This window comes from Pauljensenia sp. UMB1177 (assembly GCF_030217965.1).
Classification (GTDB): Bacteria; Actinomycetota; Actinomycetes; order Actinomycetales; family Actinomycetaceae; genus Pauljensenia; species Pauljensenia turicensis_A.
In genome coordinates, this window is record NZ_JASOOV010000001.1 from 631,659 (window position 1) to 646,944 (window position 15,286).

Here is a 15,286-nt window from a genome sequence, read left to right on the forward strand (position 1 = left end):
CCGTAGCTCCCTCAAGATACTCGCGTAGAAGAAGCGCCTAGAAAGACGTGCCCGCTGTCTGGGAAACCAGGTAGCGGGCACGCCCTATCAGGGGTAGTGCTCTGACATTCTCGTCAGATTGTGGGGGCGCAGGCGAGCCCTCACTGTGGCTTTACGGCGCGCGCAGCTGCGCGCGCCGCTACAGGAGCCGCCGCGGCAATTGCTTCAAACTCCCGTTCGCCATGCGAGGCTGACACGAACCACGCTTCGAAGAGCGACGGTGGCAAGGAAACGCCAGCATCAAGGAAAGCGTGGAAGAACGCCGGGTGACGCCACGTGTCCTGCGCCTGCATTTGGGCGTAGTTGATCAGTGGAGCCTGCGCGGCCTCGTCCCCAAATGCGATGGAGAACAGCGAACCGGCGCGCTGAATGCCGAAGGGGACACTCTCGGCGACAAGGGCGGACGACACGATGTCGATGACCGTCTGCGCGGCTGAGTCAACATGGTCGTACACGCCCTGATCGGCAAGCTTCAGGGTGGCAATACCGGCTGCGGTCGCCAGCGGATTGCCGGACAGGGTTCCTGCCTGATAGACGGGACCGAGCGGAGCCAGCAGGTTCATCACATCTGCGCGTCCGCCGACCGCCGCCAGTGGCATACCGCCACCGACAACCTTCCCGAACGCGAAAAGATCGGGTGCCCAACCACCTTCGGATGCTGAACGCAAGCCCCACATTCCGCCGGCGGAAACGCGGAAGCCGGTCAATACCTCGTCCAAGATCATCAGCGCACCGTACTTTTCAGTGACGCGACGAATCGCTAGGTTGAACGATCCGGGATCAACGACGCCCATATTGGCCGGCGCACCTTCGCAGATGACGGCGGCAATTTCTTGACCGCGGGTGGCAAAGCATTCTTCGAGGGCTACCTCATCGTGGTAGGGCAACACGATCGTCTGAGCGCTGACCGCAGTCGGCACGCCCGCGGATCCGGGCAAACCTCCGGTAGCAACACCCGATCCGGCGGCCGCAAGCAAGGCGTCAGAATGCCCGTGGTAGCAGCCGGCAAACTTCACGATCAGGTCGCGACCGGTCGCTCCGCGTGCCAGACGCATGGCGGTCATGGTGGCTTCAGTGCCGGTGGAGACGAAACGGACGCGCTCGGCGGGGCTCACCCTGGAACGGATCAGTTCGGCGAGTTCAACTTCCGCCTCGGTCGGTGCACCAAACGACAAGCCTTTCGCTGCCGCCTTCTGAACGGCTTCGATGACTGCTGGGTGCGAGTGTCCCAGCAGGGCGGGTCCCCACGAACACACCAGGTCCACGTATGTGCGCCCAGTCGCGTCCTTCACATATGCGCCCTTCGCGGATGTGATGAACGGCGGGACGCCACCGACGGATCCGTACGCGCGCACGGGAGAATCAACTCCGCCGGGAATCACGCCTAAAGCACGGGTGAATAGTTCTTCGTTGGTGGTCATCGGGTTCTCCGTATATTCATGAGTCTAACGTCGTATAGAAATTGACGAGGCCGGTCAGTTTCGCGCTGTTTTGCGCAGTTGCCGGGTGTCGCTGGGTGGTGCGCGGGTTTACTTTCGAAAGCGCTTGGCAACTTCAAGCGCCCAATAGGTGAGCACCATGTCAGCGCCTGCGCGCACGATCGCGGTGATGGATTCGTCGATGATGGCATCGCGGTTGATCCACCCGTTTGCGGCGGCTGCTTCGACCATGGCGTATTCGCCGGACACCTGGTAGGCGGCAACTGGGACGCTCGACAGTGAAGCGACTTCAGCCAAAACATCAAGGTAGGCAAGCGCGGGCTTGACCATGACGATGTCAGCCCCTTCCTCGATGTCGAGCAGAACCTCGCGCACGCCTTCGCGCTTGTTCGCGGGATCCTGCTGGTAGGTGCGACGGTCGCCTTTCAGGGTCGAGTCGACGGCGTCGCGGAATGGGCCGTAGAACGCGGACGCGTACTTTGCCGAATAGGCAAGGATGGCAACGTCTGCGTGCCCATTATCGTCAAGCGCTTCGCGGATTGCGCGCACCTGGCCGTCCATCATCCCCGATGGGGACACCATGTGGGCGCCGGCTTCAGCCTGAGACAGAGACATCTTGACGTACAGGTCTAAGGTTGGATCGTTGTCAACGCGGCCCTGTTCGTCGAGGACACCGCAGTGCCCATGGTCAGTGAATTCGTCGAGGCAGGTGTCGGCACAGATGACGAGTGCATCGCCCACTTCTTCGGCAATGGCAGTGATGCCACGGTTCAGAATCCCGTCTTCTGCCCACGCCTGCGAACCGGTCGGATCACGCACCTCGGGCACACCAAACAGGTCAATCCCGCCGATGCCAGCTTCGGCGCACTCGGCTGCGTAGCGACGCAACGAATCAATGTCGAACTGGAACTGGCCCGGCATTGAAGTGATCGGCACGGGAGAGTCGATGCCTTCGCGGACGAACACGGGTGCGATCAGTTGCTGGGCGCTCACTCGAGTTTCGCGGACGAGGCCACGCATCGCAGCAGACTGTCGAACTCGGCGGGGGCGGAAGAATGGAGCGGGAGAAGTCATGGAAAGTCAGATCCCTTTCTGTGGTGAATGACCAGCATGTGTTTCAAGAATGCGCTTGATACAGTCGGCAACCGCGTCAGGAGTGGGATGATCGGCGACAATGACCTGAGCTTCGGGAGCGATCTCTGCCATCGTTGTGGCGCTCGCCTGTCCCAACACAATGACGGGGATATGGGGGAATAAGTAGGGCGCAACGTCTTTCAAAGCTCGCGCTGATGAGGGGGCGGTGATGACCGTTGCGGCCACGTAGGTGGACGAGCACATTCTGGCAAGCTCGAGAGAATACCGTGGAGCGATCGTGACCGTTGTGTAGACCGGGTAATGACGGACAGGATAGCTGGCCTCGCTCAGTATCTGGCGAAGCTGAACCCTGGCGATTGCCGACTGTGGAAGTAGTACTTCACGAGTCTGGACACTGCGCTCGCGATCGAAAGCGACAACAGCGTTCGCCAAGTCCTCCCCGGACCCTTCGGACTGCAGATCAACGTCGATGCCGAGCGCTTTCAATGCTTTTGCTGTGGCGGGGCCAACCACGCCGATGCGCGCGCCTCGTTCGTGCACGCACTTCATATAATCGACAAAATTCTCGATGCGATGTGCGCATACGCGAATTGTGCGCGCTGAAGTAAACAGAATCCATCCGCACGAACCCGTTGCCGCGTACGTCATGAGATCATCTGCGAAACGCTTGCACTCCTCGTCACTCACTGTGGTGCGAGTGAGTTCCAAAGAGTCAGCGTGAACGTGCACGTTCGGAGTCGAGAGGGCTTCGATCGCCTGCCCAAACGGGTCGGGGCGCTCCTTAGAATGTGGGCGCGTGATGAAGACGTGTGCGTCGGTGCTCATTTCGTCTGATTCTTCGTGGCGTGTATGTCAGCAACTTCTTCGGCTCCCGCCCCAAGCAGGGTCTGCGCAAGCGCGCGTCCCAGTAAGATTGCGGCCTCGTGCGTCTTGGTGGAGATCGCGGACGTGGAATCGTGGACCTGGGGAATGGGGCACGAGGCCACACGTTCAAGCACCTGGCTGCCATCGGTCGCGATCACGCGTCCGTGCAGGGTCAATACTCCGTCGTCGATTGTGCCAAGCGCTCCAAGTGGTGCAGCGCATCCGGCACCCAATGCGTTCATGAGCGAACGCTCTGCAGTTACGCCGATGTGTGTTGCCGGGTCATCCAACGACGCAACAAGAGCGATCAACGCGGGATCCCAGTCGGATCGCACTTCAATAGCCAGTGCCCCTTGGGCGGCGGCAGGAAGCATCTGATTGGTCGGAAGGTACTGTGCAATCGCCTCTGACATGCCTAAACGGTTGAGCCCTGCGGTTGCTAATATGACGGCGTCCAGATCTTCGTTGATGCGTGCGAGGCGCGTCGGAACATTGCCACGAATATCGACGATCTGAATGTCGGGGCGGGTAGCCAGAATCTGCGCACTACGCCTGGGAGAACCCGTGCCAACCTTTGCGCCTTCTGGAAGCTCTGCCAACGGCGCGCCACCTCGCGAACAGAGAGCGTCACGAACATCCTCGCGCGGTGGCATCGCGACGAGGGACAAACCGTCAATATCGCCGGTCGGCAGATCCTTACACGAATGCACGGCAATATCGCATTCGCCAGCCAGTAGAGATTCGCGCAGGTGGGCAACGAATACCCCGGCTCCCCCCAGCTTCGACAGAGGAGTTGGGTCAACGTCGCCGTGAGTCGTGATATGAACAAGCTCCACGCGGACGGGGGTGCCCGCATGTGTGCCAGCTTCTTCGATCGCGTCCGCCACTATCTGCGATTGGGTTAGGGCAAGCTTCGAAGCTCGCGTGCCCAGCTTGAGGACGGGGGTATCGGAAGCGGGGATGGGGGAGTTCATGGTCACCATTGCAGATTAGACGAGATGAGGGTAATTCGATAATTGATAGTGACAAAAGTCGGTTCTCTTCACGTAATTCTTCGGATTCAATTATTTTATGACAGAGTGAATTAAAAACTATCTGGAGAGTCGGAATTTATGTGACAGATATTCGGCAATAGGTAATGACGTAATTCGTATTTCAGGATTAAATGAATTCTTTTCACCTGCCGAAAAGGAGTGAGCGCCTCTCACCCCGTACGCGCTGACGTGCATCTGCCACCACGCTGGCGATTCCGGAACCTGATACCCACGCCCCACAAATCAACAAGCCGGGTAATGATTCCGCCTTCTGACGCAGGGCGCTGATTCGACGAGCCAAGTCGGGTGTCGCCTGCGCCAAAGTGCCATTCCAGTGAATCACCCTGTGATTGATCACGTTCTCGGCTCCAAGATCCGTACCGGTCAGCACGCTAGCGTCATGCAGAAGCTCGCCCAGTGATGGCGTTCGATCTTCATCCCCTGGCCGACCGTGAGACAGGCGAAGAAGATGAACGTGCTCCCCGTGAGCCTCTCGCAATTCGTCGGCAATCCATGCCCACTTCACATCCAGCTGAGAAAGTGCTTTCGCGCCTACAGGGCACTCGGCAACGCTAGAAATATCGGGCGAAACCAGCAATCCAGGACCAACCGGAGCGCTATCCAGTGCCTCTGCTCGAACAGCGAGGAAAGACCGCACAATCGGCGCGCCCGGCGCAAACGCGCATTCTTGGGCTTCCGGGAACAAAGGGGTGAGCACACGCAGAGCGGGTGCGTGCGAACACGCCAGAATGACGCGACTGGCTGTGAGCAGACGTCCGACCGACGTTCGACGAGGTTCTGCGGAAGGAGCTCCAGCCGGGGTCGTATCGCGAATATCCACCTGCCATTGGACGGTGCTCGAGTTGCTGGCGCTGAGAGATGCGCGACAGATCGCTTCCGCGCCGCAACGCGTCGCAATCGCGGAACCCTTTGCCAGAATCTCAGCTGTAAGGGCGTCGATCAGAACCTGCATTCCACCCTCGATGCTGACGTCGCCACGTGACCCGCTCGACTTTTCCAGTCGTGCGCCAACAGCCTTCGCAAGGCTCCCGTGATGGAGTAGGTCAGCGCGCATCCCGGGTAGTACGCGGTCGACATCCAGCTTCTCAGGATCCTGCGAGTGAATGCCAGCAACCAGCGGGCGGACCAAGCGATCAAGCACGACTCGCCCCATGCGGGCTTCAATAAACGAGGCCACGTCGGCGCATTCGGCGCCGACGTGGGGAGGTAAAGTCAGGTCTTCGCATGCGCGCATCGCCCCTTGATCCCCAAGAATTGCCCGGACTTCTGCCGATGCTGGGTCAGAAGGGATGCCCATCATCGAGTCCGATGGGAACCGGTGAAGACCCCATGTGGTGTGGAGAGAATGAGGAACGGGCGGCAGGAAATAATGCGAGCGCCCTCCACTGGGTGCTGTGACTTTCAGCCCCAGCTCTTCAGCCATGGAGGTCATCGCGGTGCCTCGTAGAGCAAAACTTTCCGCGCCGATGTCGACGTGGGCACCACCCACCATCATTGACGCGACCTGCCCGCCCACATAGCCTCGCGACTCAACAAGCAGGGTCGTCTGGCCTGCTTTGACGGATTCCCAGGCGGAAACAAGTCCAGCAATTCCGCCACCGATCACGATCGTGTCCCAGTGATTGCGGGACAATTCGTTTGTCGATGAGATCGTGCGATTTCCGGCGTTCATAGCGAATGCACCAACTCGACCAGACGTGTCAGAACGCGTGGATCTGTGTCCTTTGGAACGCCGTGAGCAAGGTTGAAAATATGGGACGGTGCGGCCTTACCCTGACGAATAATCTGACGCACCTTTGCTTCAAGAATGTCGAATGGAACGGTCAGGTAGGCGGGATCCAGATTGCCCTGCAGGGGAACAGTATCGTCAAAAAGCGCGGATGCTGAGTCCAAAGAAATGCGCTGGTCAACGCCGATGATATCGCCACCTGCATCATGCATCGCGGTCAGCAACTGCGGTGTGCCTGTGCCGAAATGGATCATTGGGGCGCGCGTTCCAGTTGTTGAACTCAGGGCGCGACCGGCAACCTCGATCGCACGCGCTGAATAGGGGGACACGTGGCGCCGATAATCGTCTTCGCCCAGCACGCCAACCCACGAATCGAACAGCTGAGTGGCTGATGCGCCAGCCGATACCTGCTCGGCGATAAACGCTCCGGTGACATCTGCGCACCACGTCATCAGCCGATCCCATGACTCCGGATCCGAATACATGAACGCTCGAGCTTCGCAATGGTCGCGAGAAGGTCGGCCGGCAACCAGGTAGCAGGCGAGGGTAAAAGGTGCGCCACCAAAACCGATCAGGGGAGTGGACCCAAGCTGGGCAACTGTCATGTGTACGGCTTGGCGGATCTGCTCAATTCCGGGCGCGATTGAAAGCGACGCTCCGCGCTCTGTCAGACGATTAACGTCATCCGCGCAACGAATCGGAGACGCGATGACAGGGCCAACGCCCCCCACTATCTCCACATCCACCCCCGCAAGTCGCAGGGGAACCATGATGTCCGAATAGAACACCGCTGCGTCAACCCCGTGGCGACGAACCGGCTGTAGTGTCGCCTCACTTGCCAATTCGGGAGTCAGGCACGCGTCCAACATTGATGCCTGCGAGCGTGCGCGCAGCTCGCGGTACTCGGGCAAAGAACGTCCTGCCTGGCGCATAAACCAGACGGGGGTCGTGGCTGGTCGACGGCCTGACACTGCTTGCATGAACGAAGACTCGGCCACGGGTGACGTGGTGGCCTTCGTCGCCAAGGGCGCGTTGTCCGAAAGGGTCACGGTTTTCCTTACATGGTGGGGGCAGATTCAACAATTTGTTTTTATGTCAAAGTGTCATTTATTTTATCTGTCAGATTGTCGTTAAATGAATTTCCAAAATGATTCACATAAATTGTGAATCATAGGTTTAATTATGGTTTGATTGCGACGAAATGGGAATTCATATTTTATCCGTCAGCCATTCCGACCAGGGCCTTGATGCCGTGGCCGAGGCTAGTCGCACCACCCCGTCGATTGTCGATGAATTCCTCAAAGTCGGAGTGATCGACGGTGCGGTCACGATATCGACCTGTAACCGCGTCGATATTGTTGTCGACTCCGCTGAATTCCCGGTGGCGCTGAGTGAACGACTCGATGCGGTGACATCGCGCTCTGGTCGGGACGCTGTCGCCTACCTGTTTCGCGTTGCCTCGGGCTTGGACTCCATGGTTATCGGCGAACGTGAAATTGTCGGTCAAGTCCGTCGCGCAGCTGAAGTGGCCACGCAACGGGGGACGATCACTCCCGCTCTTTCGCGCCTCTTCCAATCCTCGTCCGCGGTGTCACGCAAAGTAGCTGCGAAAACAAGTCTTGCTGGCCATGGACGCTCCATTGTTCACGTCGCCCTTGACCTAGCGAAGGAAATACGAGGCGACCTCGGCGACCAACGCGCCATCCTCTTTGGAACCGGGTCCTACGCGGGTGCAACTGTCAGTGCCCTGCGCGACTATGGCGTCCGCGAGATCGGAGTCCACTCAGCGTCGGGGCGCGCCGAAGCGTTTTGTGAAGGTCACGGTGCCCGTCCAATTGTCCCCGACACCATTGATGACGAGCTTGCCCACGCGGACCTCATTGTTTCGTGCAGAGGCAGTGGTCAGCCGGTCTTGACCGCAGATCAGATCCGCGCGGCCGTATCCACCCGAGGCGCCGACAGCCCACTGATCATTGTGGATCTTGCGTTGGTTCCCGATATTGAAATCGACGATTTCGAAGCAGACCAGGTGGTTCGCATCGGCTTGGACAACGTCTCTGATCGCCTGCCCGCGGTCCAACGTGAAGACATCGACATCGCCGAAGCCATCATCGCCGACGCTGTCACAACCTTCGTCAACGTCGCCCATGGGGCGGATGTTGACCGTGCGATTGTGAACCTCAGAAACGCAGTTGACGCGATCGTCGAAGAAGAATGTGCCACTCTTTCTCACCGTGATGAGGACGAGGCCGCGCGCACTGCTCGAGCCCTCCACCACTTGGCGGCGCGTTTGGTGAACGCGCCCTGCCGTACTGCCAGGGCAGCAGTAGCAGACGGAAATGCGCATGAATACCTCGAAGCGCTTGAACGAGTCCTTGGAATTGGAGCAGAAAATGTCTGATCTGACCGCACCCTACGATGCGCTTCTCGTGGTTTCCTACGGTGGCCCGAATGGCCCCGACGATGTGCTCCCTTTCATGCGTAACGCCACGAAAGGCAAGGGGATTCCGGACGAGCGCCTGCTGGAAGTCTCTGGTCACTACGGACGTTTCGGGGGAGTCAGTCCCATCAACGCCTGCAACGAGGCCTTGCTAGAAGCTCTGCGCGAGGAACTGCACTCACGAGGCGCGGACATCACTATTGGCCTCGGAAACCGAAACTGGCATCCCTTCATGTCGGAAACAATCGCGGAACTTGTCCAGGGTGGTGCCCGCAGAATCCTGATGATGCAGACCTCTGCCTACGCCTCCTACTCCGGATGCCGGCAGTACCGCGAAGATGTCGCGGACGCACTCGCCCTGCTCCCCGATGGTGGCAAGGACGTGATCGTCGATAAGGTTCGCTCGTACCACGATTCCCCCGGCTTTCTTACCGCCCAGATCGATGTTGTCAGCGAATCAGTGAAGACGCTACTCGATCGAGGAACTGTGATTGACGATTTGCACCTCGTCTTCGTCACCCACTCCATCCCCACCCCGATGCAGGGCGGATCCGGTAATTCCGACAAGACCGGCTCAGACTACGCGGGTCAGCATCTCGCGCTCATGGAACTGATCGTCCCCGCAGTCGAAGAAAAGCTTGGACTCAAAGTAGGAACGCTGAAAACCGACTTGGCCTTCTGCTCGCGTTCGGGCAACCCGAACGCATCTTGGCTGGAACCCGACATCAATGATCGGCTCGAAGAACTCAAAGCCGAAGGCGTCAAAGCCGTCTCATGCGCACCCATCGGCTTTATTTCCGACCATATGGAAGTCGTCTTTGACCTCGACACCGAAGCCAAGCAAACCGCTACCGACCTGGAACTCGACTACGACCGCGCGCGCACCGTCGACACGCACCCCGCATTCATCGCATCCCTTGCCGACCTCATCCTTGAACGCGCAGCCCGCGCTCGCGGAGAAAACCCAGAACAACCCTCGACCCTTCCGCTGGGCGCGTGGCCGGACGAATGCGCAAGCCACTGCTGTCGCATGATCGAAGGTCTCGACACGGGAAAGACAGTCGTTGCAGGGCCAACCGCCGCGAAGAACGGCGAACTACCCACGCACACTCACCCACGCGACGCACACCACCCCGGCCGAACCCGCCCAGAAAAGTCACGCGAATAAGAACGATGGGCGGCCTCGTCAATCGGAGAAAACTGCCCGCTGAACATTCGTGCCAACTGAAACAAACAACCAAATAGCTTCACACAAAGCTCACATCAAAGGAGAACCAATGAGCCAGACCGGAAAGACCTACTCGCACAAGGATCCGCGCGACGCCACCGACGTCGATATCGACGCCATCAACAACGGCTTCCACTACGGCCTGACCTCGGTCTTCGCGACCGGTGCACCGCTACCGACTGATGAAGTAGAACGCAAGGTCCTGGTTGAGGAAACCCTGGCAGCCATCACCCCCGAGGGCGTGGAACTGCGTGGCACCTACGACCTTGCTGGTCTGCGCGCCGACGCTGACCTGCTGGTGTGGTGGCTCGCCGACGATCCGCTCGCGTTGCAGAAGGCCTACCGCGGTCTGCTCGCGTCGCCCCTGGGTGCCTACCTGATCCCCGTCTGGTCCGTCATGGGCCAGCACACTCCCGCAGAATTCAACACCCGCCACGTGCCCGCATGCTTCGCAGGCGTCGCACCGCGCGACTGGATCACCGTCTACCCGTTCGTCCGCTCTTACGACTGGTACCTGATGGAGCCCGAAGAGCGTAGCGCCATCATGGCCGAGCACGGCAAGAATGGCTTCAGCCAGTACCCGGATGTCAAGGGTTCGACCCTGTCCGCATTCGGTATGTCCGACTACGAGTGGATTCTCGCATTCGAGGCTGACACGCTCGATCGCCTGGAGGGCGTGCTTCACGCTCAGCGCTACACCCGGGCTCGCCTGCACGTGCGCGAGGATCGTCCGTTCTACACCGGTCACCGCGTCTCGCTTGGCGAATGGGCTGACGTTCAGCCACAGGCGTGATACTCGCGATGGGGTGAAGCCCCTGACTACATAAACTGACTACATAATCTTTCGGGCTCGTGCCACTACCGTGGTGCGAGCCCGATTGTTGTGACACGCGCGGCCAGGATTCGACGAGTTGGCGAGCTAGGGACTGGCGAACACACTCTGAAGGCGTGGAGCAGAGCTGTTTGGCTCGAATCTCGGCAAGCTTCCATAGTGCGTCGGGAACGTGAATCGTCCGAGGGGTCATTGCTTGGGTTGTGTATTCCCATGCCCGTGGAACCCTCGGTTCGAGGGAGCTGTGAGGGAATCCAGAGTCAATTTCGTCTTTCCAGCGTTCGATGTCTCCGTCGTGCGGTTGCGTTTATGGGCTAGTGGCGAGTCGGAAAAGCGAAGGGGGAGCACCGAAATCTGATTATTCTCACGTTCGTTGAATAAACGGGATCTGAACACCGACTTTTCCTTGCTATTGAGGCGATAATGACGGTGAATATGGGGGAGTGGTTCTTCCCATTTTTCTGCCATGCAAACGCATTTCTACATGGGTACACGTAGGGTTGGACTGTGACCACAGCTCTGTATCGTCGTTATCGTCCAGACACATTCGCTTCCGTCATCGGTCAAGACCATGTGACGGGGCCACTTCGTGCTGCTCTGCGTGCAAACAAAGTGACTCACGCATACCTGTTCTCGGGTCCGCGCGGGTGTGGAAAGACCACGTCAGCGCGTATTCTGGCCCGCTGTCTGAACTGCGAGCAAGGACCGACTGATACTCCGTGTGGAACCTGCCCGTCGTGCGTGGAACTGGCCACCGGTGGTTCGGGGTCGCTCGACGTTGTCGAAATCGACGCGGCCAGCCACGGTGGCGTTGATGATGCGCGTGACCTGCGTGAGCGCGCCACCTTCGCGCCCGTGCGTGATCGCTACAAGATCTTCATCATTGACGAAGCCCACATGGTCACAAATCAGGGCTTTAACGCGCTGCTGAAGCTGGTGGAAGAACCCCCAGAGCACGTGAAGTTTGTCTTCGCAACGACAGAACCAGAGCGCGTGATCGGAACGATTCGTTCTCGTACCCATCACTACCCGTTCCGTCTGGTTCCGCCAGATGTGTTGGAACCCTACCTGCAGCAGTTGGCGGACGAAGAACACGTCAACATTGGCTCCGGTGTTCTGCCACTGGTCATGCGCGCCGGTGGCGGTTCAGTGCGTGACACTCTTTCCGTTCTTGATCAGTTGATGGCAGGCTCCATCGACTCGGCTGTCACGTATGAAACCGCTGTTTCGCTGCTGGGATACACGGACTCTGCTCTTCTTGACGAGATCGTTGATGGCCTCGCTGGTGGCGACGGTGCGGCGGCTTACCGCGTTATTGAACGCATGGTGGATTCTGGTCATGATCCGCGTCGCTTCGTTGAAGACTTCCTTCAAACACTGCGTGACCTGCTGATTATCGCGGTCGCAGGTGACGGCGCAGGCGATGTCCTGACATCCATCCCTGCTGAGCGCCTCGATCGTATGCGCCATCAGGCAGTGAATTGGGGTCCGCGTCCGCTGTCTCGCGCAGCTGATCTGACCGATGAGGCACTTCGCTCCATGACCGGTGCAACATCACCGCGCCTCCAGCTTGAGCTTCTTATTGGGCGCATTCTTGTGCCGACACCTTCTGGCCAGGCCGTTGCAGATATGCCACTTCCCGGCACGGTTGGCATGCCCGGTGGGGGTGCTCCAAGGGAACATCACGGTGCTGATTATGCTGGAAATAAGCCGATTGGTGTCGCCCCTTCAGCTTCTGGCCCCCAGGCGGCTCGCGCTGCGTTGGCGCAGACAGCCCAACGCGCTTCGCGCCCTGATTCGAACCAGCAGAACCAGCCGGCGGATCTGACACCACGTGCCCAAGCTCCTTCGTCTCCACATCGTGATGGGGAATCGGTTCCCGATGCTCCTACCCCAATGCCTCAGCAGGGGTCCTCGTGGCCCGATGTGGCTGTGACCCCTTCATCCTCGTGGGATGACTCGTCGGTCGCCCAGTCCCAGAACAGTGCTCCCGCTGTTGAAACTGAAGAGCCCGCGCCTGCGCCAAAGGCGGAGCCCCGTTCGGTGGACGCGGCCTCGTCAACTGAAGCACCAGCTCGCCAGACACCACGTCAGAACGGCGGGAAGCAGGCGGACATCGTTCGAGCTCGATGGAATGAAGTGCTTGACCGTCTGGCCTCGATGAGCCGCGTCGCATGGTCGCTGATCAACACGAACGCGCAGTTGGGTGCGATCGATGGGTCGAACCTTGTGCTGGTGTTCCCCTCCGAAGGAATCATGGCGAACTTTGAACGCGGTGGCAGGCATCAGATCGTCTCCGACGCGATCTACGAGGTCACTGGTCTGCGCTATGAACTCAGCGCACAGGTGGGACAAGCATCGGGAGGGCCGGCAGTAACGGCACCTTCGGCACCTGCATCACACCATGCATATTCCGATCCGGCTCACGCCGATCACTCCTATTCAGGTCAGACACCGAACATCCCACTCAACAACAACGCGAACCGAGATGGACGGCCCGATGCTGGATGGGTTTCGGAGCCGCCCCCTTTTGAGCACCGCGTTGTCCAGGCTCCTGACGTCGGTTCACAGGCCCTGGGTGATCCAGCGCCACGTGTTGCCCCCGATTCAGCCCCACACGTCGGCTCTGATCCGGTAGCGTCGGATGACCCGTGGGGTGAAGTAGTTATTCGCACTCCGCACGAAGACGTTGAAGAGCCAGCCCAAGCGTGTGAACCTGAACCGCAGGACGGTCTGAGCGAATCACAACAGGTGCACAACGGACCGCAACCTCGCCGTGATGACGCTTGGTCAGCTGGGGCTGACTCTGCTTCAACGTGCGTGGATGCGGATCCCGCTTGGCCGCTTGCGGATTCCAGCCCGGGTTTTAAGGTTCACTCGGATTCGTCGGGAGTATCCGATGATCGCCCCTCCGATAGCCACGGCGACGAGCAGGCAGATTCTGAGTCTTTAGCTCAGGCAGAACCGGTGCCTACCGGGGGGCCGGTACGCCGTGCCATGAGCGTCTTCACCTACGACGATTTTGACCCGCAAAATACGAGCGATAATCAGCAGACAACGCCCGGTGGCTGGGCGGATGCTCCCGTTGCTCAGACGAACTCGGTGAGCTTTGAAGACTCAGATGATACGGCTCAATCTGCAGGTGATGCCTGGGCTAACGGTGACAACAGCGCTGGTAGCGATGCCCATAATGATGGGCCTATCGATGACGATCAGGATTCCGCTCCGCTCGACATGGGTGAAGACCTGCCCTCAATGGATGACGAAGATATTGAAACCACAACCATGGTTGGCCTCCCCGTTGTCCTCGACGTCCTCGGTGGCAAGATCATTGAAACAATCCCGAACGGAAGTGAACGTTGACCATGTACGAAGGTGCTCTTCAAGATTTGATTGATGAGTTCGGTCAGCTTCCCGGAATCGGACCGAAGTCTGCACAACGCATGGCCATGCACATATTGGATGCGGAACCAGATGACGTTGCTCGACTCGTCGATGCTATTCAGGCGGTGCGGAAAAAGGTTCACCACTGCTCGGTGTGCGCGAACCTGACAGAAGAAGAAACCTGTTCTATCTGCAGAGACGTCCGGCGTGACCCCACAATGATCTGCGTCGTCGAAGAACCGAAAGACATCCAAGCGATCGAAGCGTCACGGGTATTCCGCGGACGCTACCACGTGCTCGGCGGGGTCATCGACCCGATCCGTGGCATCGGCCCCGAGCAACTCCGCATCCGTCAACTGTTGTCGCGTCTTGAAGACGATCAGATTACCGAGGTCATTATCGCGACCAACCCGAATGTCGAAGGCGACGCAACCGCTGCGTTCATCGTCAGAATGTTGAAGAGCATCGGCGTTTCAACATCGCGTCTTGCCATGGGCTTGCCAATGGGTGGCGACCTTGAATACGCCGACTCGAAGACTCTGGGTCGGGCCCTTGAAGGACGAACCGCCCTGGGTTGACAGTGCCATCCCAGAGCGGTGCGGTGTGTTCGGACTGCAAGTCCGACACAGACGAAGAAACTTAGTCGGTGAGCTCAATGCCGTTGCCGTCGCGGTGCCACTCGCTACCCGGAGCGGACACCAGAATGAGGATGCCTTCAATGAAGCCCCACAGCGAAGCAACACCGAAGGTGAAGATCGTCAGAACCAGCTGAATGACAGCGCGGGTGGTGCGACCAAGGTAAAAGTTGTGGATGCCAAAACCTCCAAGGAAGATGCCCAGGATACCGGCGATAATCTTCGACTTCTGCTGGTAGCCCGCCGGGCCGGAGGGTGCGAATGTAGGCTGGCCGTAAGGCTGTCCCTGCTGGGCGTAAGCTTGCTCTTGGTTGGTGTACTGCGGGTCTGATTGGCCGTTGAACTGCGGAGTCGGCGTTGTCATCGTATGAACTCGTTTCATTGTGAGAACGTTTACGCCACTAAGGTACTGAATACTTACTACGGACACAAGGAAATGTCACGACCTAGACCATGTGTGCAGTGAATGATCACAGGGAACCCACAGCAGGCGAGCGGGACAGATAGTGAGCTAGCGAAACAATCTGGGCATGAGTCCAGCATCTG

Annotated in this window: 12 protein-coding genes; 5 read left to right on the forward strand and 7 right to left on the reverse strand. The window is 59.0% G+C overall.

Going from position 1 to position 15,286, the window contains the following annotated elements; translation table 11 throughout:
- Positions 1-140: 140 nt before the first annotated feature.
- From hemL to hemE, 6 genes are all read right to left on the reverse strand, one after another.
- Positions 141-1,460, reverse strand: coding sequence for a glutamate-1-semialdehyde 2,1-aminomutase (gene hemL, locus QP442_RS02785; RefSeq protein ID WP_103632957.1), 1,320 nt, complete (start codon positions 1,458-1,460; stop codon positions 141-143).
- A 108-nt stretch (positions 1,461-1,568) separates the two neighbouring features.
- Positions 1,569-2,552: a porphobilinogen synthase gene (gene hemB / locus QP442_RS02790; protein WP_103632958.1), complete on the reverse strand. Its 984-nt coding sequence runs from the start codon at positions 2,550-2,552 to the stop codon at positions 1,569-1,571.
- Between the two features lie 6 nt (positions 2,553-2,558).
- Positions 2,559-3,398, reverse strand: a complete 840-nt coding sequence (locus tag QP442_RS02795; RefSeq protein WP_103632959.1) for a uroporphyrinogen-III synthase — start codon at positions 3,396-3,398, stop codon at positions 2,559-2,561.
- Positions 3,395-4,411 carry a hydroxymethylbilane synthase gene (gene hemC, locus QP442_RS02800; protein ID WP_103632960.1) on the reverse strand — a complete coding sequence of 339 codons (1,017 nt, stop codon included), beginning with the start codon at positions 4,409-4,411 and terminating at the stop codon, positions 3,395-3,397. Before hemC ends, QP442_RS02795 begins: the two co-directional genes overlap by 4 nt.
- A gap of 202 nt (positions 4,412-4,613) precedes the next feature.
- Positions 4,614-6,164 (reverse strand): protoporphyrinogen/coproporphyrinogen oxidase, encoded by a 1,551-nt coding sequence (locus tag QP442_RS02805; protein ID WP_103632961.1) that lies wholly within the window; start codon positions 6,162-6,164, stop codon positions 4,614-4,616.
- The gene (gene hemE / locus QP442_RS02810; RefSeq protein ID WP_285068146.1) at positions 6,161-7,270 is read right to left on the reverse strand and encodes a uroporphyrinogen decarboxylase; all 1,110 of its coding nucleotides are present in this window, start codon (positions 7,268-7,270) and stop codon (positions 6,161-6,163) included. The genes QP442_RS02805 and hemE overlap by 4 nt, the downstream gene beginning before the upstream one ends.
- Before the next feature lie 152 nt (positions 7,271-7,422).
- Between hemE and QP442_RS02815 the strand changes: the two genes are divergently transcribed.
- From QP442_RS02815 to recR, 5 genes are all read left to right on the forward strand, one after another.
- Positions 7,423-8,622 carry a glutamyl-tRNA reductase gene (locus QP442_RS02815; protein WP_103632963.1) on the forward strand — a complete coding sequence of 400 codons (1,200 nt, stop codon included), beginning with the start codon at positions 7,423-7,425 and terminating at the stop codon, positions 8,620-8,622.
- Complete coding sequence (locus QP442_RS02820; protein WP_181002160.1) at positions 8,567-9,829, forward strand: ferrochelatase; 1,263 nt, start codon at positions 8,567-8,569, stop codon at positions 9,827-9,829. The genes QP442_RS02815 and QP442_RS02820 overlap by 56 nt, the downstream gene beginning before the upstream one ends.
- Before the next feature lie 109 nt (positions 9,830-9,938).
- Complete coding sequence (gene hemQ / locus QP442_RS02825) at positions 9,939-10,682, forward strand: hydrogen peroxide-dependent heme synthase (RefSeq protein ID WP_103632965.1); 744 nt, start codon at positions 9,939-9,941, stop codon at positions 10,680-10,682.
- 546 nt (positions 10,683-11,228) lie between these two features.
- Entirely contained in the window at positions 11,229-14,084 is a 2,856-nt protein-coding gene (locus QP442_RS02830; RefSeq protein WP_103632966.1) for a DNA polymerase III subunit gamma and tau, read from the forward strand.
- 2 nt (positions 14,085-14,086) lie between these two features.
- The gene (gene recR, locus QP442_RS02835; RefSeq protein WP_006680398.1) at positions 14,087-14,683 is read left to right on the forward strand and encodes a recombination mediator RecR; all 597 of its coding nucleotides are present in this window, start codon (positions 14,087-14,089) and stop codon (positions 14,681-14,683) included.
- A 61-nt stretch (positions 14,684-14,744) separates the two neighbouring features.
- Here the strand turns inward: recR and QP442_RS02840 are convergent, their stop codons facing one another.
- Complete coding sequence (locus QP442_RS02840; RefSeq protein WP_083856915.1) at positions 14,745-15,122, reverse strand: TM2 domain-containing protein; 378 nt, start codon at positions 15,120-15,122, stop codon at positions 14,745-14,747.
- Positions 15,123-15,286: the final 164 nt, after the last annotated feature.

What these genes read in the sequence shown, in the direction of transcription:
- QP442_RS02815 (WP_103632963.1), top strand. Translation starts at nt 7,423, where the DNA reads ATGGGAATTCATATTTTATCCGTCAGCCATTCCGACCAGGGCCTTGAT.
- QP442_RS02805 (WP_103632961.1), bottom strand. Translation starts at nt 6,164, where the DNA reads ATGAACGCCGGAAATCGCACGATCTCATCGACAAACGAATTGTCCCGC.
- recR (WP_006680398.1), top strand. Translation starts at nt 14,087, where the DNA reads ATGTACGAAGGTGCTCTTCAAGATTTGATTGATGAGTTCGGTCAGCTT.
- hemB (WP_103632958.1), bottom strand. Translation starts at nt 2,552, where the DNA reads ATGACTTCTCCCGCTCCATTCTTCCGCCCCCGCCGAGTTCGACAGTCT.
- QP442_RS02840 (WP_083856915.1), bottom strand. Translation starts at nt 15,122, where the DNA reads ATGAAACGAGTTCATACGATGACAACGCCGACTCCGCAGTTCAACGGC.
- hemQ (WP_103632965.1), top strand. Translation starts at nt 9,939, where the DNA reads ATGAGCCAGACCGGAAAGACCTACTCGCACAAGGATCCGCGCGACGCC.
- hemL (WP_103632957.1), bottom strand. Translation starts at nt 1,460, where the DNA reads ATGACCACCAACGAAGAACTATTCACCCGTGCTTTAGGCGTGATTCCC.
- hemC (WP_103632960.1), bottom strand. Translation starts at nt 4,411, where the DNA reads ATGAACTCCCCCATCCCCGCTTCCGATACCCCCGTCCTCAAGCTGGGC.
- QP442_RS02795 (WP_103632959.1), bottom strand. Translation starts at nt 3,398, where the DNA reads ATGAGCACCGACGCACACGTCTTCATCACGCGCCCACATTCTAAGGAG.
- QP442_RS02820 (WP_181002160.1), top strand. Translation starts at nt 8,567, where the DNA reads ATGAATACCTCGAAGCGCTTGAACGAGTCCTTGGAATTGGAGCAGAAA.